Raw genomic sequence first — 20,412 nt, forward strand, 5'->3', positions numbered from 1 at the left:
TTAAAGAATATTTTTAATATCAATTTTAATATCTTCATAAGAACAATCCTTCTAACATTTTCTTTTTTATGGTTCACATTTTTGGGTACAAATATTGGTGAAGAATATGTTGCTGCAAATACAATCTTAATTAATTTAGTCTTTTTATCAGCATTTATTCTTGATGCTTACGCTTTTTCAACCGAAGGGATGGTGGGTTATTCTCTTGGGAAAAATAATTTATCTTTATTTAAAAAAATTTTAAAAAACTCATTTATTTTAAGTTCTATTACTGGATTTGTAATTTCAATTATCTATTTTCTATTTAACGATTTTGCAATTAACTTGATGTCTGACATTGATGAAGTAAAAAAATTAAGTTCATCATTTGTAGTTTGGTTAATTATTTTACCTTTTATTGCATCCTTCTGTTATCAATTTGATGGTATTTTTATTGGAGCTTCACAAACTCAAGAGCTAAGAAATGCTATGATGTTTTCTGTATTTTTTTATTTGTTGATTTCAATTGTATTAACAAAATATTATTCAAATACCGGGGTTTGGATTTCACTTTGCTTGTTTATGATTTTAAGAGCTTTGTCTTTATTTTATTATTTAAAAAATATAATTAGAAGATTTAATTAATGACAAGCTATTCCATACTTTTTTAATCTCCAATAATTATATGGCCATGGTGTCAAAAAACCAATAATCAACATTATTGGAACAACCCACCAAGTTAACATAGCGCCGCCTGTTAAAATGTAGTCAGTCAAATTCATTGCTACTTCCATACTAATCATAGAAATTAAACTCATACCCGCTGCTGTTTTAAGTGCATTAGATAGACTAAAGTTTTGCAGCATTAAAATTATTGTCTCTAAAATTATACTTGTAATTAAACCATTTATTATTGCTAAAACCATTATTACCAATACTGGAAAAGGAATTTGTGAAAGCTGAAAAAATAATATTGTTCCAAAATCACCTATTGCACATCCTAGTACACACCATGCAGTATTCTTAGCACTTGTTTTCCAGGTGTGTTTACAATTCCAATCAAGCTTAGACGTGTTCATAACTTTTATATAATTGCTTTTAAGAAAATTTACATATGATAAATTAACATTATGATTTTTAGGCAGTTGTTTGATTTAAAATCAAGCACATATACTTATTTGATAGCATCAGGAAAAGAAAGAGAAGCAATTATTATTGATCCTGTTTTAGAAAATGTTCAACAATATTTAAGTATTTTAACAAATCTTGATTTGAAGTTGGTAAAAGTGATCGATACCCATATTCATGCAGATCATATTTCCGGTATAGCTGAGCTTCGAGATAAAACAAACTGTGTAACTATTATGGGAGATCAAACTCCAGCTGATGTAGTTGCGATGCGTGTGAGCGATGAAGATAAAATACCTTGTGATGGTTTTGATCTTCAAGCTATCTATACTCCTGGTCATACCTCCGAAAGTTTTAGTTATCTTATGAAAGACAGAGTTTTTACTGGCGATACTTTACTGATTAAAGGTACAGGTAGAACTGATTTTCAAAATGGAAATCCAAAAGACTCTTATAATTCTATATTTAATAAATTACTAAAACTTCCTGAAGACACATTGGTATATCCTGCGCATGATTATAAAGGAGAAACAGTAAGCACTATTGGAGAAGAGAAAAATTTTAATCCAAGATTACAGGTGAAATCAATAGATGAGTATGTGGAGATAATGAACAATCTTAATCTTCCAGATCCACAAATGATGGATATAGCTGTTCCAAGTAATTTGAAATTAGGAATAGATTTCAATAAACAAAAAGTAAACAACGGAATTGAGCCTGAAAAATTCAATCAAATAAAAGAAGATGAAAAATCGTTATTAATTGATTTAAGAGAACAATGTGAAATTGATAAAGATGGGATAATTAAAGATAGCAAAATTATTCCAATGAATAAAATTAATGAATACTTAGAAGAAAATAAAAAAGATTTAATAAATAGAAAAATACTTTTTTATTGTGCTCATGGTCATAGATCAACTTTGGCAGTTCAGATTTCAAAATCTTATAATCTATCTAATTGTTATCATTTAATTGGAGGCTTAAAAAATTGGAAAGATAAAGGTTTAAGTCTTTAAAAATCAATAATCAAAATGACTACATATATTTCATTCACATTTACAGTAATACTATTCATGATTGTTCCTGGTCCATCAGTATCTGTCATTGTTGCTAATACTTTGAGGTATAATTTGAGTGCTGGAGTTAAAACTGTTATTGGAACTGTAAGTGGTGCAGCATCAATGTTTGTTATTTATGCATTTGGGTTTGATTTATTAAGTAAAAATTTTCAAACTTTTCTAAATTTTGTTCAATGGATCGGTATCCTCTTTTTATTTTATATGGGTTTTGTAATGATAAGAGACTCAAAAAATTTAAATATTAAATTAGAGAATAAAAATAATAAAAATTTTTATTTACATGGGTTTTTAGTACTTTGGTCAAATCCAAAAATGTTAGTAATGATGGCAAGTATCATTCCAGTTTTTTTAGATTTAAATCAAGATACTTTTAATCAAGTAATAATATTAGGAATAATTTTTTGTACTTTAGGTTTAATTTCTGACTTAATATATGCTCATTTAGTGAACTATATTAAAGAAAACTTTTTCAAAAAAGATTTGTCTTTGATTGGAAAGTTTTCAGGGACTTGTTTAATCTTAGGATCTTTTTGGCTATTAAGTCTTAGATTATAAGACAGATTCAATAATTGAGTAAATTTTATCTTTCTCAATTTGACCGATAGATCTGTGAACTTCTTCGTTATTTTTAAAAATCAAAAGCGTTGTTTGATATTGTACATCAAACATTTGTGCGATTTCTTCAATTGTTACATCAAATTTAAAGTATTCAATATTATCAAAATCATTTTTAGCTTTATCTAAAATCTTCATTTGACTAGCGCAAGATGTACAATAATTAATCCAAGAACTAACTATTACAACTTTGCCGTCTGCTTGGGCTTTATCGAACAATTCTTTTTTAAAAGTTGTTTCTTTAGCAAGTGAGATACTGTTGAAAACAAATAAACAAGAGATAAATATAAAAAATTTTTTCATAAGTCTTTATATAACAAATATAATAAACCAATACGAAACTAATCCTGAAATTATTGTCGCAATAATATTTTTACTTAAAACTCCAATAATAACGGCAACTATTGATGCATAAATCTTAGGGTTATTTTCTAAATCATAACTCCCAGTTTCATTTAAAAATATTGCTGGAAAAATAATTGCAGGAAATATAGCTGATGGCACGTATGCTAAAATTTGTCTAACTATTGGATTCATTTTGCTCGCATCAAAATAATTTAAAGATAAAAATTTTGATAAAAAATTTAAAATTCCTGCTGCAATCATTCCTGCCCAAATCATGAATTATTTCCTTTTTTAAATTTGATAATTAAGAAACCTACAAATAATGCAGTAAGACTAGATAATATAATGTAAGATTTTAAAGGTGCATTAAATAATACTAGAGACAAAATTCCTGAGACTAAAATAACAATAAGATGATCAATTTTTCTAAAATAGTTTACCAGTAAAGCAATGAATGTAAGTGGTATTGTATAGGCTAAACCAAGTTCGTCAGGAACAATTGAGCCTAAAAAAATCCCTAATAAAGTTGAAATCTGCCAAATAGACCAAAGTGTAAAACCAGACCCTAAAAGGTAATAATGTTTTAAACGATTATTTTCATTTGCTCTAAAATAAGTATTTGATACAGCAAACGCCTGGTCAGTTAACAAATAAGACAAGATAATCTTCCATCCCATTGGAAGTTTATTTAAATACTCGCTTAAAGTTGCTCCATATAAAAAATGTCTAGAATTAACAACAAATGCAGATGAAATTGCAATAATTTGAGAGGCCCCACCAGACAGTAATTGCAAAAAAACTATTTGAGACGCTCCTCCAAAAATAATAAATGAAGTTGCAAAAGTTTCTAAAACACTAAAGCCCAATTCCATTCCGATTGCACCAAGAATTATTCCAAAAGGAACAACAGGAATTAGTAAAGGTAAAATATTAAAAGATCCCTTTAATGTAATTTTTAATTTTTCATTCATTTGTGAGACGTTTACTAAAAGCAAACTATATGATCAATATGAATCGGTCTTTTAATACCAAATTTTTCATCAACTTCGTGTTGATGAATGTGATGTGAATGAACAAAAACAGGTATTAACATTTCACTTGGTGTTTTAAGGGTATAAATAAAGTTTGTACCTCTAAATTTTCTATCAACTACTTCTAATTTTAAATTACTTTTATCATCATGTTCAAGATCTTCAGGTTGAAGAAGTAATTTTACCTCCGAACCTTTTGGGTAATGCTTAATAAAATTTCCCTCTATAGTACCAAGATCTTTATTTTCTAATGAGTTTTCACCTGTAACTTTTGCGGGAATTAGTATTCCTCTATTTAAAAAATTAACTACTTCAACTGAATTTGGGAAATGATAAACATTGTAAGGATCATCGTACTGTTTCAGTTGACCATTTAAAATAATCCCACACTTACCTCCTAAGTAAAATGCCTCATAAGAGTCGTGGGTAACAATAATTGTTGTTATTTTGTATTCACTTAATATCTGCTTTAATTTAACTTGAATTTCTTCTTTAAAACTTTGATCAACATTTGAAAGAGGTTCGTCTAGCAATAATAAGTCTGGCATTGACAATAATGATCTTGCTAATGAAGCTCTTTGAGCTTCTCCAGAACTTATTTGGTGAGGATATTTATTTATAATATGATCAAGATGTAAAAAATTTACTACATCGTTGACCTTTAATTTCTTTTTACGTTTATTTCTTTCAGCACCAAAAGAAATATTTTCTAAAACTGTATAATGTGGAAATAATGAATTATCTTGAAAAGCCAAAGATATATTTCTTTTTTCAGGCTCAACATGTTTTTCTTTTGATGACAATAATCTGTCATTTAAAACTATTTTACCTGAATTTATTTTTTCTAACCCTGCAATTGTTCTAAGAATTGTAGTTTTGCCAATACCAGATGGTCCAAGTAGACAAACAACATCTCCTTCATTTTCAATGTTAAATGAAACATTATTAACTTTATTTTTATTGCTAGCTGCAAAAGTTACGTTTTCAATTTCTAAAAAACTTTTTTTCATTAATCTCTCAATATGTATTTAGATGTAGTTAAAATAAAAATACTTGCAATAACAATTAATATTAAAGATGGAGCGGCAGCAGCTTCTAATAAATCTTGTGATGCAAAAGTATAAGCCTTGGTTGCAAATGTTTCAAAATTAAATGGTCTCATTATTAATGTAATTGGTAACTCTTTTATAATCTCAATAGATAACAAAATTCCTATTAATAAAATTGAATTCTTTAAATATGGTAAATGAATATTGGTAAAAGTTTTAAACTTTGAATAACCCAATAAATAAGCACTTTCATCAATAGAATAATTTATTTTTAAATATCCAGATTTAATTCCATTATTTGCCAAAGAATAGAATCTAATAAAATAAACTATAACTAATCCAAAGATTGATCCTATAAAAATTGATTTAAGATTTAAAAAATTTGACATTGTAAAATCTACAAAAGATATGAAACTTATAAATGCTACAGCTAAGATTATTCCTGGAATTGCGTATCCAGAAATAGAAAAGGTAGTTAAAGCCTCTAAAAATTTACTTCTTGATATTCGATTTCCATAATTAGAAAGAAAGGCAAACAGAATTAGCACTAAACAAGACAAAATTACTAAAGTAATGGTATTAAATATTAATTCTAAGATATTTAAATCATTTAAATGTTTTGGAAAAATTATTGTCCAGTAAAGCATTTGTGATACTGGAAATACAAAACTTATAAAAAATATACTTCCACATATTAAACTAGCTATTTTAGATTTATAACCTTGAAGTTTAATCTTTGATTTAGTTTTAAAACCACCTTTAGATGATGAATGATACTGGGCTTTTTTTCTTGAAAAATTTTCAATTAAAAACAAAGCTAAAATAAAGATGAGCAAGAAAAATGATATTCTATTGGCTAAAACTAAATCATCAAATGCAATCCAAGCATTATAAATTCCAGTTGTCAAAGTAGATATTCCAAAAAATGATACTGAACCAAAATCAGATAATGTTTCCATTGCAACTAAGGAAAGTCCTGCAATTATAGCTGGTCTTGCTGAAGGTAATATTATTCTGAAAAAAGATTTTGATTTGGAAAATCCTAAATTTTTTCCAAGATCAATTAAATTTTGAGATTGATAATTAAATGAAGCTCTTGTTAGAACATACACATATCCAAATATTGAAAACGAAATAGAAATTATTGCTCCAATCATGCCATCCAATTTAGGAATAAATTTATTATAATTTCCTTCACCCAATAGGTTAGTTAAAATTGCAAATGCTGTGCCATAGTTTTCAAAAAATGCTGTTAATGAATATGAATAAATATAAGCAGGCACTGCAAATGATAAAATTAAGGCCCACTTATAAAAATTAACTCCTGGAAATTCATAAAATGAAACTAAGTAAGCAGCTCCTACTCCAATAATAAAAGTAATAATTAAAACTCCAAATAAAAGTAATATTGAATTGAAAATATACTCGAATAAAAAAGTATCTTTTAAAATAGAGCTATAAGAACCAGTGCTTTCAAAAAAACTTCCAAAAACTGTTAAGATTGGGATAGCAACAAATAAAGAAATCAAAAATGAACTCAGATACCAAATATTTATTCTACTAGACATCTATTTCCATCCTGAAATAAGCATTAATTTAAATGCATCTGATTGATAATTAATAAATTCTGCCACAGGTGTTTTTAAATCTTGTTTAAAGTTTCCCATAGATTCAATTAATTCATGAGACTTAACTTTATCAAGAATTGAATATTCAAAAGTGTTTTCTACGATATGCTTTTGTGCTTCTTCAGTTAGTAAAAACTCAATTAGTTTTAAAGCATTGTTAGGATTAGGAGAATTTTTTAAAATCCCCACTCCACTTATATTAATATGAGTACCTCTATCATTCTGATTTGGGAAATAAGGGATTACTTTTTTTGCTGCTTCTTTTTGTTCTTTTCCCTTTTGACCTGACAACATTAACGCATAATAATAAGTATTAGCGATAGCTAAATCTGCTTCACCAGCCGCAACTGCTAAAATTTGAGCACGATCATTTCCTTTGGGTGATCTAGCAAAATTAGACACAAAACTTTTTAACCAAGATTGAATTTGGTCTTTTCCATTATTTTGGATTAATGAAGCAATCAAAGATTGATTATAGATATTATCTGATTTTCTTATAACAATTCTATTTTTCCAAATTTCATTTCCTAAATCTTCGTAACGTAAATTCTTAATTTCCTCATCAGAAACTCTATCTTTTGAATAAAAAATTATTCTTGCCCTTTTAGCTATACCCGTCCAATTACTAGATCTTAATGTTTCTGGAACTTGTTTTTTGATAAATGGTGAAGTGGTTGTTTGAAACATTCCATCTTTTTCAAACGATCCTAATCTTCCAGCATCCGCTGTAATGTATAAATCTGCTTTTGAATTTTTACCTTCTTCTTTAATTCTTTTTTGTAGTGCTTTATCTTTTCCAGAAACAACATTAACTTTTATTCCCGTCTCAGCTGTAAATTTTTTATATAACTGAATATCAGAATCATAATGTCTTGAGCTAAAAACATTAACTTCTTCAGCAATTGCTAAATTGCTAAAAAAACTAATTACAAATAATACAACAGCCAATAATTTCATATTTAATGATTAAATAATTGAGAATTAATCTAGTTGCGAATGATTATCAATCGCAATATGGTTTGTCAACCTTTATATTTACGAATTCCAATCTCCTATTTTACTAAATAAGAAATTTCTAAATGCTTGAACTCTTGCAGTATTCTTTAATGATTGAGGATAAACGAAATGCGCTTCAGTTATTGGTCCTTCTGATTTTGGAAGAACTTTTATCACATTTGAAGAATTTGTAACTAAATATTCAGGTAATGCTGCTAATCCAACCCCAGACTCTACTGCTAGAAGCAAACCCATTACACTGTTTACTTTCATGATAGTTTTTCTTTTTTTTCCATCAGGCATACCCAATTTTAATGCCCAGTCTGGATTATAAACTGGTGAAGGGGCACCTTTACCAAATGAGATAAATTTATGCTTATTTAAATCATTTACAGTTTTTGGCATTCCAAATTTCTCTAGATATTTATTTGATCCATAGATGTAATACTTAAGATCAATCAATTTTTTTTGAATATAATTTAATTGCTTAGGTCTTCTCATAAAAATACCAATGTCTGCTTGTCTTGTGCTCAAATCTAATTCTTTATCCTCAAAGATTAATTCAATTTCTATTTCTGGATTAAGCCTCATAAATTCTTGAATTCTTGGTGTTAACCAGTGAGTTCCAAAGCTTCTTACTGTTGTAATTGTAAGTTTTCCAGTTGGCTTATTTTTTTGATCTCCTAAAGAAGTTTCTACTTCTTTTAATTTACTAATTACTTCGTGAGCTGTTTTAAATACATATTCACCATTTTCTGTAAGTGTAAGTCCTCTTGCATGTCTTTCAAATAATTGAACTTTTAGGTCTTGTTCTAAAGATTGAATTTGTCTACTGATTGCTGATTGACTTAAATTTAAATTAATTGTTGCGTTAGTAAAACTTCCAGCTTCTGCAACTGCATGAAAAATTTTTAATTTATCCCAATCCATTACTTATTAAGATCAACTAAAACTCTTCCTGATATTTCTCCTTTTAATATTTTAGGATAAGTTTCAATTAACTCCTCTAAACTTACAGTTTGAACAGATGGTTCTATTAAACTAAAATCAATTAAATTTGCCGCTTCTCCCCAAATAAATTCTCTTCTTTTAATACTACAATTTGCTGAATCCATTCCCCATAATTTAATTCCTCTCAACATAAATGGAATTACATTTGTATTAAGTTCATTAGTATTTGCATTTCCACAAACAGCTATTATTCCATTTGGTTTTGTTTGAACTATTGTATTAGCTAATATTTTTCCACCAACAGTATCTACAACTCCATCCCATAAACCTTTATCAATTAATTTTGGATCTTTATCAAATTCAGATCTATTTATTACATTTTTTGCTCCTAGTGATTTTAAGTAATCTGCTTTAGAATCTTTTCCCGTTACTGCAGTAACATTGTATCCAAGTTTACTTAAAGCAATCACAGCAACACTACCTACTCCACCAGTTGCACCAGTTACCAAAACATCATTTACTTTTTCACCTAATAATATTCCTTCACGAGCTTGGATTGCAAATGCACTCATCAAAGATGTAAAACCAGCTGTACCTAAAATCATAGCTTGTTTAGAAGTAAGGTTTGATGGTTTTTTTACTAAAAAATTTCCATCAACTTTTGCTATTTGAGAATAACCACCATAAAAAACTTCACCAACTCTAAATCCTGTAAGAATAACTTCATCACCTTCTTTGAATTTTGAGTTTTCACTTTCAATAACTGTCCCTGAAAAATCAATACCAGGTATATGAGGAAACTCTTTAACAAGTCTTCCACCATTTTTTAAGATCATTCCATCTTTAAAGTTAAGATCAGAATAATCAACCTTAACTGTTACATCGCCATGTTTTAAAAAATTTTTGTCTATTGATTTAATTTCTCTTGTAAAGTTCTCACCTTCTTGATTGAGAACTAGAGCTTTAAAATTATCTGACACTTTATTTACTTATAAACCTTAAATATCTATTTTGAATTGAAAGATCTTCTTTAAATTGGCCAAGGAAATAATTTGTTACAGTAGTAGCATTCTCTTTTTTAATTCCCCTCATAGTCATACACTGATGAGCTGCATCTATAGTAACAGCAACACCCTTAGCATCAAGAGCTGTCATTAAAGATTGTGCAATTTGCATTGTTAATCTTTCTTGAGTTTGTAATCTTTTCGAAAATACCTCAACAACTCTTGCAAGTTTACTTAAACCCACAACTCTGTCTTTTGGGATATATGCTAAATGCGCTGTACCTACTATCGGTGCCATATGATGCTCACAATGGCTTGTTACTGATATGTTTTTTTCAACAACCATGTCATCATAACCTTCAACATCACCAAATGTTTTCTCTAAAACTTTATTTGCATCTAAGCTGTAACCACCAAAGTACTCTTTATATGCTTTTAAAACTCTTTTTGGAGTTTCAATTAACCCTTCTCTACTTGGATCTTCACCCATCCAGCTAAGTATAGTTCTGAAAGCATCTAAAGCTTCATCATCTGAAACTTTTTTTGATTGTTCATTTAAATTGGTATCTTTTACTAACTTCATCGTAGGGACTTATACATTTAAATTAATATTTTTAAAATATTTAATATAAACAAAATTGTGCTACAAAATCACTTCTTATGTTCAAAAAAAGAGAAAATGTTGAGGAAATAGAAGAAGGAAATCTTCTTTCACCAAAATTTGATAATGACGGATTGATTCCAGTCATAACTATGTGTGCAAAAACTAAAGATATTTTAATGCATGGTTATATGAATGTTGAGGCATTTCAAAAAACAATAGAAACTAAAGAAGCCCATTATTTCAGTAGATCAAGAAAAGCTATTTGGCATAAAGGTAAAACAAGTGGTTTTGTTCAAAAAGTTACAGAGATCAGAATTGACGATGATCAAGACTCTGTTTGGCTTACAGTAGATATTGGAGAAGGTGCTAGTTGCCATGTTGGATACCGTTCATGTTTTTATAGATCAATTCCTTTAGGTCCAATTGATAATGCGAGAAAAATCGAAATGAAATTTCTTGAAGATGAAAAAAAATTTGATCCTGAAGAAGTTTATAAAGGTCAACCTAATCCAACAAAAATTTAATGTCAGAAAAACAAAAAAATGTTCTTGGAGAAGAGCTTGAGGATTGCTCACAAGATCCACTAACAGGTTGGTATAGAGACGGATGTTGTAACACTGATGAAAATGATCGTGGTGTTCACACTGTTTGTGCAAAAGTTACAACTGAATTTTTAGAATGGTGTAAAGAAGCTGGTAATGATTTAATTACACCTCATCCAGAATTTGGGTTTCCAGGATTAAAAGATGGAGATGGATGGTGTGTTTGTGCAACTTGGTATGCACGAGCAGTTGAAGCAGGTAAAGGTTGTCCAATTAAATTAAAAAGCACTCACAAGAATACATTAAAACTAATTCCAATTGAAACTTTAAAAAAATTTGCAATAGATCTTTCTTAAAGATCTACATATTTCCATACTTAGGACCACCACCACCTTCAGGAGTTACCCAAGTAATATTTTGAGACGGTTCTTTTATGTCACAAGTTTTACAGTGAATACAATTTTGAGAATTTATAACAAATTTATTTATATCTCCTTCTTTTTGAACTTCATAAACACCTGCTGGACAATATCTTTGTGCAGGCTCATCAAATTTTTCTAATGTATATTTTATGGGTAATTCTGGATCTTTTAATTTTAAATGAACTGGCTGATTATCTTCATGGTTAGTACCAGTTAAATATACTGAACTTGTTTTATCAAATGTAATAACATTATCAGGTTTAGGATAATCAATTTTTGGCATTTCATTAGCTGGTTTTAAAGTTTCGTGATCTGCATGCTTATGTTTAAGAGTAAAAGGTAATTTACCTCTAAATAAAATTTGATCTATACCTGTAAAAATTATACCTAAAATTAATCCCCAGCTAAAACTTGGTTTTACATTTCTTGCTCTAAACAATTCTTCATGCAACCAACTATTTTTAAATCTTTCCTCAAAACTAGATAAATCTTTATTTTCTTTTAAATGATCAACTATTGTTTCAGCTGCAATCATCCCACTTTTCATAGCAGTATGAGATCCTTTTATTTTTGGCATATTTAATGTTCCAGCATCACAACCGACTAATAATGCTCCTGGCATAAACATTTTTGGTAAACTTTGAAAGCCACCTTCAATTAATGCTCTTGCTCCATAAGAAATTCTTTTTCCACCCTCAATTATTTTTTTTATTACTGGATGGGTTTTAAATCTTTGAAATTCATCAAATGGTGAAAGATGAGGGTTTTTATAATCTAAACCAATAACATAACCTAGAAACACCTGTTTATTTTCTGCATGATACATAAAACTTCCACCGTAAGTGTTATTATCTAAAGGCCATCCAGCTGTGTGCATAACTAAACCTTCTTCATGAGTTTTTTCACTTACTTCCCAAATTTCTTTAAAACCAATTCCATATTGTTGGGGATCTTTTCCCTTATTTAATTCAAATTTACTTATTAATTGTTTACCTAAATGACCTCTACACCCTTCTGCAAATACTGTTACTTTTCCATGTAATTCCATGCCAGGTTCATAGCTGTCTTTTTTATTACCCTCTTTATCTATACCCATATCTTGAGTAGCAACACCTTTTACAGAACCATCATCATTATAGAGAATTTCACTTGCTGGAAAACCTGGAAATATTTCAACACCTAAAGCTTCTGCTTGTTCTGCTAACCATCTACATAAATTAGCTAAGCTAATAATATAATTTTTATGGTTCTGCTGTACCGATGGTAATAACCATGTAGGCCAACTAATTGATTTTTCTTTTCCTAAAAATAAAAATTTTTCCTTACTAACTTTAGTTTTGATAGGTGAATTTAATTCTTTCCAATTAGGCAAAAGCTCATCTAAAGCTCTAGTTTCAAAAACATTTCCACTTAAGATATGCGCTCCAATTTCTGAGGCCTTTTCTAAAAGACAAACATTCAGATTAGAGTCTAATTGTTTAAGTTTAATTGCTGTAGCTAATCCTGATGGTCCTCCACCAATAATTACAACATCATATTCCATCGACTCTCTTGTCATGAGATAATTTTGTACAGGATTTGTTATTTTTGTATAGTGTTTAATTTGTTCAATTCTTCTAAGAATTGAGGAAGCGCTTCAAATAAATCTGCTTCTAAACCATAGTCGGCTACACTGAAAATTGGTGCTTCACCATCTTTGTTGATTGCAACTATAATTTTACTTTCTTTCATTCCGGCTAAATGTTGAATTGCGCCTGAAATACCAACTGCAATATATAAATCTGGAACTACTACTTTTCCAGTTTGTCCAACTTGATGATCATTACTTATATAGCCTGCATCTACAGCAGCTCTTGATGCTCCGATTGCTGCATTTAGTTTATCAGCTATTGCTGTAATAAGTTTAAAGTTATCTCCATTCTGCATTCCTCTTCCTCCAGAAACAACAACTCTAGCTGTTCCAAGTTCAGGTCTATCAGATTTTATTTCTTCTCTTTTTACAAATTTTGTAGATGTAAATTCATCACTTGGATCAACTTTTTCAATTGGAGCAGAGCCACCGCTTGTTTCACAAGGATCAAAAGAAGTTGGTCTAATCGTTACACATTTTTTTGGGTCATTGCTTTTAACTGTTGCAAATGCATTGCCTGCATAAATAGGTCTTAAAAAAGTATCTGCAGAAATAACTTTAGTTATATCACTAATCTGAGATGTGTCTAAATTTGCTGCTATTCTAGGCATTAAATTTTTTCCAAACGTATTAGCTGAACAAACAATGTGAGAAAAATTTTCAGCTAATTTAATTACAACTGGTGCAAAATTTTCTGCAACAAAGTTTTCATAATATGGTGCTTCAACAGTTAGAACTTTCTTAACCAAAGGTAACTCGGATAAAGCTTTTGCTGCATCTGCAGAATTATTTCCTATAACTAAAGCATGAACATCTGCATCAATTTGTGAAGCAGCTGTTACTGCATTTAAAGTGAAAGGTTTAAGTTCTTTGTTATTGTGTTCTGCTATAAGTAAAACCGCCATTAGATTACCTTTGCCTCATTTTTTAATTTTTGAACTAGTTCAGCAACATTTGCTACTTTAATTCCTGCTTTTCTTTTTGGTGGCTCTTCAACTTTTAAGACTTCCACTCTTGGAGCAGTATCAACACCAAGGTCTGCTGCATTTAATTGTTCTATTGGTTTTTTCTTTGCTTTCATTATATTGGGTAATGAAGCATATCTAGGTTCATTTAATCGTAGATCACATGTAACAATCGCAGGTACATTTATTTCAATTGTCTCTAAACCTTCGTCAATTTCTCTAACAACTTCTAATTTTCCATCTTTAACATCTATTTTTGAAGCAAAAGTTGCTTGAGGCCATTTTAATAAAGCACTTAACATTTGACCAGTTTGGTTACAATCATCATCAATTGCTTGTTTACCCATAAATACTAAATCTGGATTTTCTTTTTCTACAACTTTTTGTAATAATTTTGATACTGCTAAAGGTTCAATCGTTCCATCAACTTTAACATGAATACCTCTATCAGCGCCAACCGCTAAAGCTTTTCTAACTGTTTCTTGAGCTTTTTCTTCTCCAATAGTAACTGCAACTACTTCAGTTGCTTTTCCCGCTTCTTTAATTTTTACTGCTTCTTCAACTGCATTATCATCGGGTGGATTAGTTGACATTTTAACATTGTCAGTAACAACACCTGTTCCATCTTCTTTAACTCTTATTTGGACGTTGTAATCAATAACTCTTTTTACTGCGACTAAGATTTTCATTAAGCTCTTAATAAATTATTTTCTGGATCGTATGGACTTTCATCTAAGACTGTAGCGTCATACATTTTACCTAAAATATCAACTTTTAATTTTTCGCCAACTGTCGCAACATCAGGCTTCACCATTGCAAGAGCTATAGATTTATCTAATCTAAATCCATATTCTCCACTGGTTGCTCTACCTACAACTTTGTCATTTTGATATATTGGGTTGTTGCCTAATACGTCTGCATCTTCAGTATTATGAACTTCTAATGTTACAAGTTTATTATCAAAACCTTTTTCTCTCCATTTATTTAGGGCTTCAAGACCAATAAATTTTCCTTTGTTAGGATGTATGAACCTATCAAGACCAGACTCGTAAGGTGAATATTCAATTGAAAGTTCTGTACCAACTAATTTATAAGATTTCTCAACTCTTAAACTATTCATTGCTCTAATTCCAAATGGTTTAATTCCGAATTCTTTTCCAGCTTCCATTAATTTATCAAATATATGATTTTGATATTCAATTGGATGATGCAGTTCCCAACCTAACTCACCAACAAAGTTTACTCTCATTGCATTTACTGGTGCATACCCAACATCTACTTTTTTAGCTGTTAACCATTTAAAGTTTTCATTTGAAAAATCGTCTTTAGAAACTTTTTCCATTAATTTTCTTGCTTTTGGACCAGCAACAACCAACACACCGTTGCTGTTTGTAAGATCTTCAAATATTACTGATCCATCTGTTGGCATCCACTTTTGTATCCAATCATGATCTAATCTTAAATTGGCTCCAGCTGAAACCAAATAATAACTATTCTCTGCTTCTTTCATGATTGTAAATTCTGAATGAACACCACCCTTTGTATTAAGGGCATGACATAAATTTATTCTTCCAACTTTCTTAGGAAGTTTGTTTGCAACTAAGAAATCTAAAAATTCTTCTGCTTTTGGTCCTTTAATTCTACATTTAGCAAATGCTGTCATATCAAGTAGACCAACATTTTCTTTTACATTCTGACATTCCTTTTTAATTGCATCAAACCATTTTGATCTTCTAAATGACCAATCATCTTTTTGTTCCATTCCATCTGTTGCAAAAAAATTTGGTCTTTCCCATCCAAATTTTTGACCAAATACTGCACCTAAGTTTTTCATTCTCTCATAGCAAGGAGAAGTTCTTAAAGGTCTTGCAGCAGGTCTTTCTTCATCTGGATAATGAACAATAAATACATGACTGTAAGCTTCCTCATTTTTAGCTTTTAAATATGATTTAGAACAATAATTACCATATCTTCTTGGTTCTACACCAAGCATATCAATAGTTGGTTCACCATCTACAATCCATTCTGCTAATTGCCAACCTGCTCCACCCGCAGCTGTAATACCAAAACTGTGACCTTCATTAATCCAGAAATTTTTTAAACCCCACGCAGGACCAACAATTGGATTTCCATCTGGTGTATAACAAATTGCACCATTATAAACTTTTTTAACACCCACTTCTCCAAAAGCTGGAACTCTATGAATTGCACCTTCAATGTGTGGCGCAAGTCTATCTAAATCTTCTTGAAATAATTCATACTCAGATTCTTTTGATGGACCTTCAACATAACAAGCTGGTGCTCCATCTTCATAAGGACCTAAAATTAATCCACCAGCTTCTTCTCTCATGTACCATCTGCTATCACTATCTCTTAAAACTCCCATTTCAGGTAAGCCTTCTTTTTTTCTTTTTTGAATTTCTGGATGGGGTTCTGTAACAATGTATTGATGTTCAACAGGTATTACTGGTATTTCCAAACCAACCATCTCACCTGTTTGTCTAGCAAAATTTCCTGAACAAGATATTATATGTTCACATTCAATAGATCCTTTGTCTGTTTCAACAATCCAACCATCTTTGGTTTGTCTCATTGCTAATACTGTTGTGTTTCTATAAATCTCTGCTCCTCTATTTCTTGCACCTGTTGCAAGAGCTTGAGTTAAATCAGCTGGTTGAATATATCCATCTTCAGGGTGTTGAATTGCTCCAACTAAATCATCTGTATGGCACAGTGGCCAAATTTCTTTTACTTGTTCTGGTTTTAAAAATTTTACATCTACACCAATTGTTTTTGCTACACCTGCATATTGATAGTATTCATCCATTCTATCTTTAGTGCTTGCAAGTCTAATGTTTGATACAACACTAAAGCCAACATTTTTTCCTGTTTCTTCCTCGAGTGTTTTATATAAATTTACTGCGTACTTATGAAGTTGTCCAACTGAGTAACTCATGTTGAATAAAGGAAGTAAACCTGCTGCGTGCCAAGTTGAACCTGAAGTTAATTCTTTTCTCTCAACTAAAACTACATCTGACCAACCTTTTTTTGCTAAGTGATAAAGAGCACTTACGCCAACAACTCCACCACCAACAACGACTACTTTTGTTTTAGTTTTCATTTTTCAGATTCCTACTAAATTTTTTGATAATCCGAAACAAAAATGTATCTGTGGATAATTAAATTGAGTTACCTAGGGATATAGGTTGGGACACCATGGTCGTAAGCCAACAATCATTGAGTGGTCCTTCAGAGGTTAATTTTTCAACCTGCCAATTGAATTTATGATAGTTCTTATCTTTCCCTAAAATTATAACCTCAAACTGAGCCCAATTGTCGCCGAATGCAAGCTGGGTAACCGTATGTTCTAAATGATCTATCATCATTGAATAAGACTTTCCTTTTAGCATAGTCTTAAATCTTGGAAGAGGGCCTGTAACTTGCTTGTTGGCTGGGTGTGCGAAATTCCAGGTTTGCTCAATGCCACTATCAGTAAAATCTTTGTCATTATTCATTAATCCTTTTAACTGAATTTCCACTACTTGTTTTGGGGAGATATCTTTATTTGGCTCTATTAAGTCTGCTTTTGCCATACAAGTAAGCAGCAATAGAATAGTAAGTGACCTAAACGTTATTTGCAGTTTCTCTAACATCTTTTAAAAACTCTTTTCTTTTTTCTTCACCTACAAAAGGAACGGCAAAGTATCTTCTATAATTAATATTATATATTCCACACATATGGAAAACTCCTCTTTTTAATCTTCTTATCGGTAAGTTTAAAAAGAAAGTTGTAATAGCTAATCTTGGAGATCCATATGTACAAAAAATTACAGCTTTTTTATTTTTTAAGTTTCCAATTGGATAACCATAGTTTCCAACTAATTGTTTAAATCTGAAAGCCCAAGGTGGCGCTAAAACTTTATCTATCCAACCTTCAACAATTGCTGGCATTCTGAAATTCCAAATTGGAGCAATTAAAACAATTGTATCCGCTTCTTCTATTCTTTTTCTATGATCTAAGACTTCTTTGTCTGGTTCTTCACCTGCAAAAACAGGATTGAACTTCTCTTTATATAGGTCAACAACATCAACTTGATTGCCCTTTTCTTTTGAGGTTTTTATGAACTCATCTCTAATTGCAGCATTAAATGATGCGTCATTGTAGTGTCCGTATACTAAAAAAATTTTCTTCATAATTTTAAAACTAGTTATATAAGGATTTTATGGAAAATTACTATGTAATTGAAGGTGAGCATGCTGATCCTAATGATATAAAATCAATAAAGGAAGATACAAAAAACCAACATGGACCTTTTTCTAAAGATAAAGCTGAGGATTTTGCTAAAAGTTTAATTCAAAAAAATATTGATAATTTTTATCACCGAGCTTGGGTTGTAGGCTCAAATAACCTAACAATATAAAATCCAAAAAACATCGATACAACAAAAGTAATTGAGTAATAATTGATTAGAGCAATTGATGAAATTGCTGGACCTGGACACAGACCACCAAGTCCCCAACCCGCTCCAAAAATTGCTGAGCCTAAAACCAATTTTTTATTTATCTCTTTATTATTTGGAATATTGAATGAAACTTCACATATAGGTTTTTCTTTATATTTTATAAGATGGAATAAAGGTGAAGATACCACTAAAGCTCCTATCATTACGAAAGCTAATGAAGGATCCCAATTACCAAATAAATTTAAAAAACCTAAAACTTTTTCAGGATTAATCATTTCACTTATAACCAAACCTATTCCAAAAATAATTCCTGAAACTAATGAAATCACTCTAGTCATACAAAATTTTTAATTAAAACTGTTAAAATTCCAACAACCATAAAAGTTATAGTTGCTATAATTGATCTTAAAGAAAATCTGCCAATCCCACTAATACCATGACCGCTTGTACAGCCTCCACTTATTCTTGTCCCAATACCAACTAATAATCCTGCAATAATTAATAAAGGTAAAGAATTTGAAATTGAAATATTAATTTCTTTATTTGAAATTAAAGCATATAGAATTGGACCTACAATTAAACCTACTAAAAATAAAATATTATCTATTCTTTTTTCTTTTTGATTTAATGCATTAGCTGCAATTCCACTAATTCCAACTAATCTTCCATTAAATAAGAAGAAGATTACTACAGCTAAACCTATAATTATTCCTCCGATCAATGCAGAATAAGGCGTGAAATTTACTATTGTCATTAATTATTTAAAACTGGAAACGCTTGTCTGATTTTTAGAAAGTGTTTTTGGTATTCCATTTTTGTACATCGGTTTTCAATATACTCAATATTATTTTTTGAAGTAATACTTTTAGCTTTTTCACATTTAATACCGAGTTGGAGCCATAAAGTTTTTGCTTTTATTTGTACAGTTTCATTTGCAAAACCTTCTGCTTCTTTAGAAGGCCTGAAAACATTAACTATATCAACTTGTTCTTTTATTTCATTTAAACTTCCCACAAACTCCTCACCTAATACTTTCTCACCTTTAGATCGTGGGTTTACAGGAATAACTTTAAATCCATATTCTTGCATATATTTCATAACTATAGTCGAAGTTTTACTTGTATCTTTGCTAACTCCAATCATTGCAATTGTTTTAGAATTTGACAAAATTTCTTTTATTTTTTCATCTGTCATTATCTATTTTTCCAAACAGGTTTTCTTTTTTGAAGAAATGCAGAAATTCCTTCTTGAGCATCTATTGCCATCATATTTAAAGTCATCATTTTACTCGTATAAGCATAAGCTTTACTTAATGGCATTTCTAATTGCTTATAAAAAGCTTGCTTACCAATTTTAATTGTAAGATTAGATTTTGAGGCAATTTTTTTAGCAACTTTTAAAACTTCATTGTTTAATTTTGATTTAGGAAAACAGTCATTAATTAAACCTAATTCTTTTGCATAATCTGCTTTAATCGGTTCCCCAGTTAATAACATTTTCATCATAGGTTTTCTTTGAATTTTTCTGCTAACCGCAACCATAGGAGTACTACAAAATAATCCTATGTTTACTCCTGGTGTTGCAAACAACGCATCTTTTGTGCTGTAAGCTAAGTCACAACTTGCAACCAGTTGGCAGCCAGCAGCATAAGCAGCACCATGGACTTTGGCAATAACAGGTTTTTTTCCTTCAACAATTTGTAACATCAATTTTGAACAAAGATTAAATAGCTTTTGATATTTATTTTTAACTTTTAAACTTTTGACCTCTTTCAAATTGTGTCCAGCACTAAAACCTTTGCCAGCTCCCTCTAAAATTATAACCTTAGTTTTGTTATCTTTATCAAGTTTCTTAAATACTTTGATTAAATCACTTAAATTTTTAAATGATAAAGAGTTATAAGTTTTTGGTTCATTAATAGTAACTAAGGCAATACTGTTTTGAATAAACTTATATTTAATATTCATAATAAATTAGAACC

Annotated in this window: 26 protein-coding genes; 6 read left to right on the forward strand and 20 right to left on the reverse strand. The window is 30.0% G+C overall.

The window, feature by feature from the left end; all coding sequences use genetic code 11:
• The coding region (locus ACTT9D_RS00005; RefSeq protein WP_440929872.1) for an MATE family efflux transporter at positions 1-624 on the forward strand (624 nt) is incomplete at its 5' end.
• On the opposite strand, the gene ACTT9D_RS00010 is transcribed toward ACTT9D_RS00005, so the two are convergent.
• Positions 621-1,058: a DUF4396 domain-containing protein gene (locus tag ACTT9D_RS00010; RefSeq protein WP_440929873.1), complete on the reverse strand. Its 438-nt coding sequence runs from the start codon at positions 1,056-1,058 to the stop codon at positions 621-623. The genes ACTT9D_RS00005 and ACTT9D_RS00010 overlap by 4 nt on opposite strands.
• A 51-nt stretch (positions 1,059-1,109) precedes the next feature.
• Between ACTT9D_RS00010 and ACTT9D_RS00015 the strand changes: the two genes are divergently transcribed.
• Both ACTT9D_RS00015 and ACTT9D_RS00020 read left to right on the forward strand, forming a co-directional pair.
• Positions 1,110-2,123 carry an MBL fold metallo-hydrolase gene (locus tag ACTT9D_RS00015; protein WP_440929874.1) on the forward strand — a complete coding sequence of 338 codons (1,014 nt, stop codon included), beginning with the start codon at positions 1,110-1,112 and terminating at the stop codon, positions 2,121-2,123.
• Between the two features lie 15 nt (positions 2,124-2,138).
• Positions 2,139-2,741, forward strand: a complete 603-nt coding sequence (locus ACTT9D_RS00020; RefSeq protein WP_440929875.1) for a LysE family translocator — start codon at positions 2,139-2,141, stop codon at positions 2,739-2,741.
• Here the strand turns inward: ACTT9D_RS00020 and ACTT9D_RS00025 are convergent.
• The 9 genes from ACTT9D_RS00025 to folE all read right to left on the reverse strand — a co-directional run bounded on the left by ACTT9D_RS00025 (position 2,736) and on the right by folE (position 10,388).
• Positions 2,736-3,104, reverse strand: a complete 369-nt coding sequence (locus ACTT9D_RS00025; protein ID WP_440929876.1) for a thioredoxin family protein — start codon at positions 3,102-3,104, stop codon at positions 2,736-2,738. The two genes, ACTT9D_RS00020 and ACTT9D_RS00025, sit on opposite strands and share 6 nt — an antisense overlap.
• 6 nt (positions 3,105-3,110) lie before the next feature.
• The gene (locus tag ACTT9D_RS00030) at positions 3,111-3,422 is read right to left on the reverse strand and encodes an AzlD domain-containing protein (RefSeq protein WP_440929877.1); all 312 of its coding nucleotides are present in this window, start codon (positions 3,420-3,422) and stop codon (positions 3,111-3,113) included.
• Positions 3,419-4,117, reverse strand: a complete 699-nt coding sequence (locus tag ACTT9D_RS00035) for an AzlC family ABC transporter permease (RefSeq protein WP_440929878.1) — start codon at positions 4,115-4,117, stop codon at positions 3,419-3,421. The genes ACTT9D_RS00030 and ACTT9D_RS00035 overlap by 4 nt, the downstream gene beginning before the upstream one ends.
• Before the next feature lie 14 nt (positions 4,118-4,131).
• Entirely contained in the window at positions 4,132-5,187 is a 1,056-nt protein-coding gene (locus ACTT9D_RS00040) for an ABC transporter ATP-binding protein (protein ID WP_440929879.1), read from the reverse strand.
• Positions 5,187-6,794, reverse strand: a complete 1,608-nt coding sequence (locus tag ACTT9D_RS00045) for an ABC transporter permease (protein WP_440929880.1) — start codon at positions 6,792-6,794, stop codon at positions 5,187-5,189. The genes ACTT9D_RS00040 and ACTT9D_RS00045 overlap by 1 nt, the downstream gene beginning before the upstream one ends.
• Positions 6,795-7,811, reverse strand: a complete 1,017-nt coding sequence (locus ACTT9D_RS00050) for an extracellular solute-binding protein (protein ID WP_440929881.1) — start codon at positions 7,809-7,811, stop codon at positions 6,795-6,797. It lies immediately after the preceding gene.
• A 78-nt stretch (positions 7,812-7,889) separates the two neighbouring features.
• Positions 7,890-8,780, reverse strand: a complete 891-nt coding sequence (locus tag ACTT9D_RS00055) for a LysR family transcriptional regulator (RefSeq protein WP_014953467.1) — start codon at positions 8,778-8,780, stop codon at positions 7,890-7,892.
• The gene (locus ACTT9D_RS00060) at positions 8,780-9,781 is read right to left on the reverse strand and encodes an MDR family oxidoreductase (RefSeq protein ID WP_440929882.1); all 1,002 of its coding nucleotides are present in this window, start codon (positions 9,779-9,781) and stop codon (positions 8,780-8,782) included. The genes ACTT9D_RS00055 and ACTT9D_RS00060 overlap by 1 nt, the downstream gene beginning before the upstream one ends.
• A gap of 1 nt (position 9,782) precedes the next feature.
• Positions 9,783-10,388 (reverse strand): GTP cyclohydrolase I FolE, encoded by a 606-nt coding sequence (gene folE / locus ACTT9D_RS00065; protein WP_440929883.1) that lies wholly within the window; start codon positions 10,386-10,388, stop codon positions 9,783-9,785.
• Between the two features lie 77 nt (positions 10,389-10,465).
• Between folE and hisI the strand changes: the two genes are divergently transcribed.
• Together hisI and ACTT9D_RS00075 are read left to right on the forward strand one after the other, a co-directional pair.
• Positions 10,466-10,933, forward strand: a complete 468-nt coding sequence (hisI, locus tag ACTT9D_RS00070) for a phosphoribosyl-AMP cyclohydrolase (RefSeq protein WP_014953470.1) — start codon at positions 10,466-10,468, stop codon at positions 10,931-10,933.
• Entirely contained in the window at positions 10,933-11,307 is a 375-nt protein-coding gene (locus tag ACTT9D_RS00075) for a DUF2237 family protein (RefSeq protein WP_440929884.1), read from the forward strand. Before hisI ends, ACTT9D_RS00075 begins: the two co-directional genes overlap by 1 nt.
• A 4-nt stretch (positions 11,308-11,311) precedes the next feature.
• Here ACTT9D_RS00075 and ACTT9D_RS00080 read toward each other — a convergent pair whose 3' ends face one another.
• From ACTT9D_RS00080 to ACTT9D_RS00105, 6 genes are read right to left on the reverse strand one after another with little or no spacing between them, the layout of a single operon-like run.
• A complete protein-coding gene (locus ACTT9D_RS00080; RefSeq protein ID WP_440929885.1) occupies positions 11,312-12,931 on the reverse strand; it encodes an electron transfer flavoprotein-ubiquinone oxidoreductase in 1,620 nt (539 codons plus the stop codon).
• A gap of 23 nt (positions 12,932-12,954) precedes the next feature.
• The gene (locus ACTT9D_RS00085; protein WP_440929886.1) at positions 12,955-13,908 is read right to left on the reverse strand and encodes an electron transfer flavoprotein subunit alpha/FixB family protein; all 954 of its coding nucleotides are present in this window, start codon (positions 13,906-13,908) and stop codon (positions 12,955-12,957) included.
• Positions 13,908-14,657 (reverse strand): electron transfer flavoprotein subunit beta/FixA family protein, encoded by a 750-nt coding sequence (locus ACTT9D_RS00090; RefSeq protein ID WP_440929887.1) that lies wholly within the window; start codon positions 14,655-14,657, stop codon positions 13,908-13,910. Before ACTT9D_RS00090 ends, ACTT9D_RS00085 begins: the two co-directional genes overlap by 1 nt.
• Positions 14,657-17,089 carry a GcvT family protein gene (locus ACTT9D_RS00095; protein WP_440929888.1) on the reverse strand — a complete coding sequence of 811 codons (2,433 nt, stop codon included), beginning with the start codon at positions 17,087-17,089 and terminating at the stop codon, positions 14,657-14,659. The genes ACTT9D_RS00090 and ACTT9D_RS00095 overlap by 1 nt, the downstream gene beginning before the upstream one ends.
• A gap of 58 nt (positions 17,090-17,147) precedes the next feature.
• The gene (locus tag ACTT9D_RS00100; RefSeq protein ID WP_440929889.1) at positions 17,148-17,576 is read right to left on the reverse strand and encodes a hypothetical protein; all 429 of its coding nucleotides are present in this window, start codon (positions 17,574-17,576) and stop codon (positions 17,148-17,150) included.
• A gap of 16 nt (positions 17,577-17,592) precedes the next feature.
• Complete coding sequence (locus ACTT9D_RS00105) at positions 17,593-18,162, reverse strand: NAD(P)H-dependent oxidoreductase (protein ID WP_440929890.1); 570 nt, start codon at positions 18,160-18,162, stop codon at positions 17,593-17,595.
• A gap of 29 nt (positions 18,163-18,191) precedes the next feature.
• On the opposite strand from ACTT9D_RS00105, the gene ACTT9D_RS00110 reads away from it, so the two are divergent.
• Positions 18,192-18,389 carry a DUF4170 domain-containing protein gene (locus ACTT9D_RS00110; protein ID WP_440929891.1) on the forward strand — a complete coding sequence of 66 codons (198 nt, stop codon included), beginning with the start codon at positions 18,192-18,194 and terminating at the stop codon, positions 18,387-18,389.
• Here the strand turns inward: ACTT9D_RS00110 and ACTT9D_RS00115 are convergent.
• From ACTT9D_RS00115 to ACTT9D_RS00130, 4 genes are read right to left on the reverse strand one after another with little or no spacing between them, the layout of a single operon-like run.
• Positions 18,347-18,769, reverse strand: a complete 423-nt coding sequence (locus ACTT9D_RS00115; RefSeq protein WP_440929892.1) for a DUF6691 family protein — start codon at positions 18,767-18,769, stop codon at positions 18,347-18,349. The two genes, ACTT9D_RS00110 and ACTT9D_RS00115, sit on opposite strands and share 43 nt — an antisense overlap.
• Positions 18,766-19,185, reverse strand: coding sequence for a YeeE/YedE family protein (locus ACTT9D_RS00120; protein ID WP_440929893.1), 420 nt, complete (start codon positions 19,183-19,185; stop codon positions 18,766-18,768). Before ACTT9D_RS00120 ends, ACTT9D_RS00115 begins: the two co-directional genes overlap by 4 nt.
• Positions 19,185-19,625, reverse strand: a complete 441-nt coding sequence (locus ACTT9D_RS00125; RefSeq protein WP_440929894.1) for a CoA-binding protein — start codon at positions 19,623-19,625, stop codon at positions 19,185-19,187. Before ACTT9D_RS00125 ends, ACTT9D_RS00120 begins: the two co-directional genes overlap by 1 nt.
• Positions 19,625-20,398 (reverse strand): enoyl-CoA hydratase, encoded by a 774-nt coding sequence (locus ACTT9D_RS00130; RefSeq protein WP_440929895.1) that lies wholly within the window; start codon positions 20,396-20,398, stop codon positions 19,625-19,627. The genes ACTT9D_RS00125 and ACTT9D_RS00130 overlap by 1 nt, the downstream gene beginning before the upstream one ends.
• Between the last annotated feature and the right edge of the window lie 14 nt (positions 20,399-20,412).

This window comes from Candidatus Pelagibacter sp., from assembly GCF_052049815.1.
GTDB lineage: Bacteria > Pseudomonadota > Alphaproteobacteria > Pelagibacterales > Pelagibacteraceae > Pelagibacter.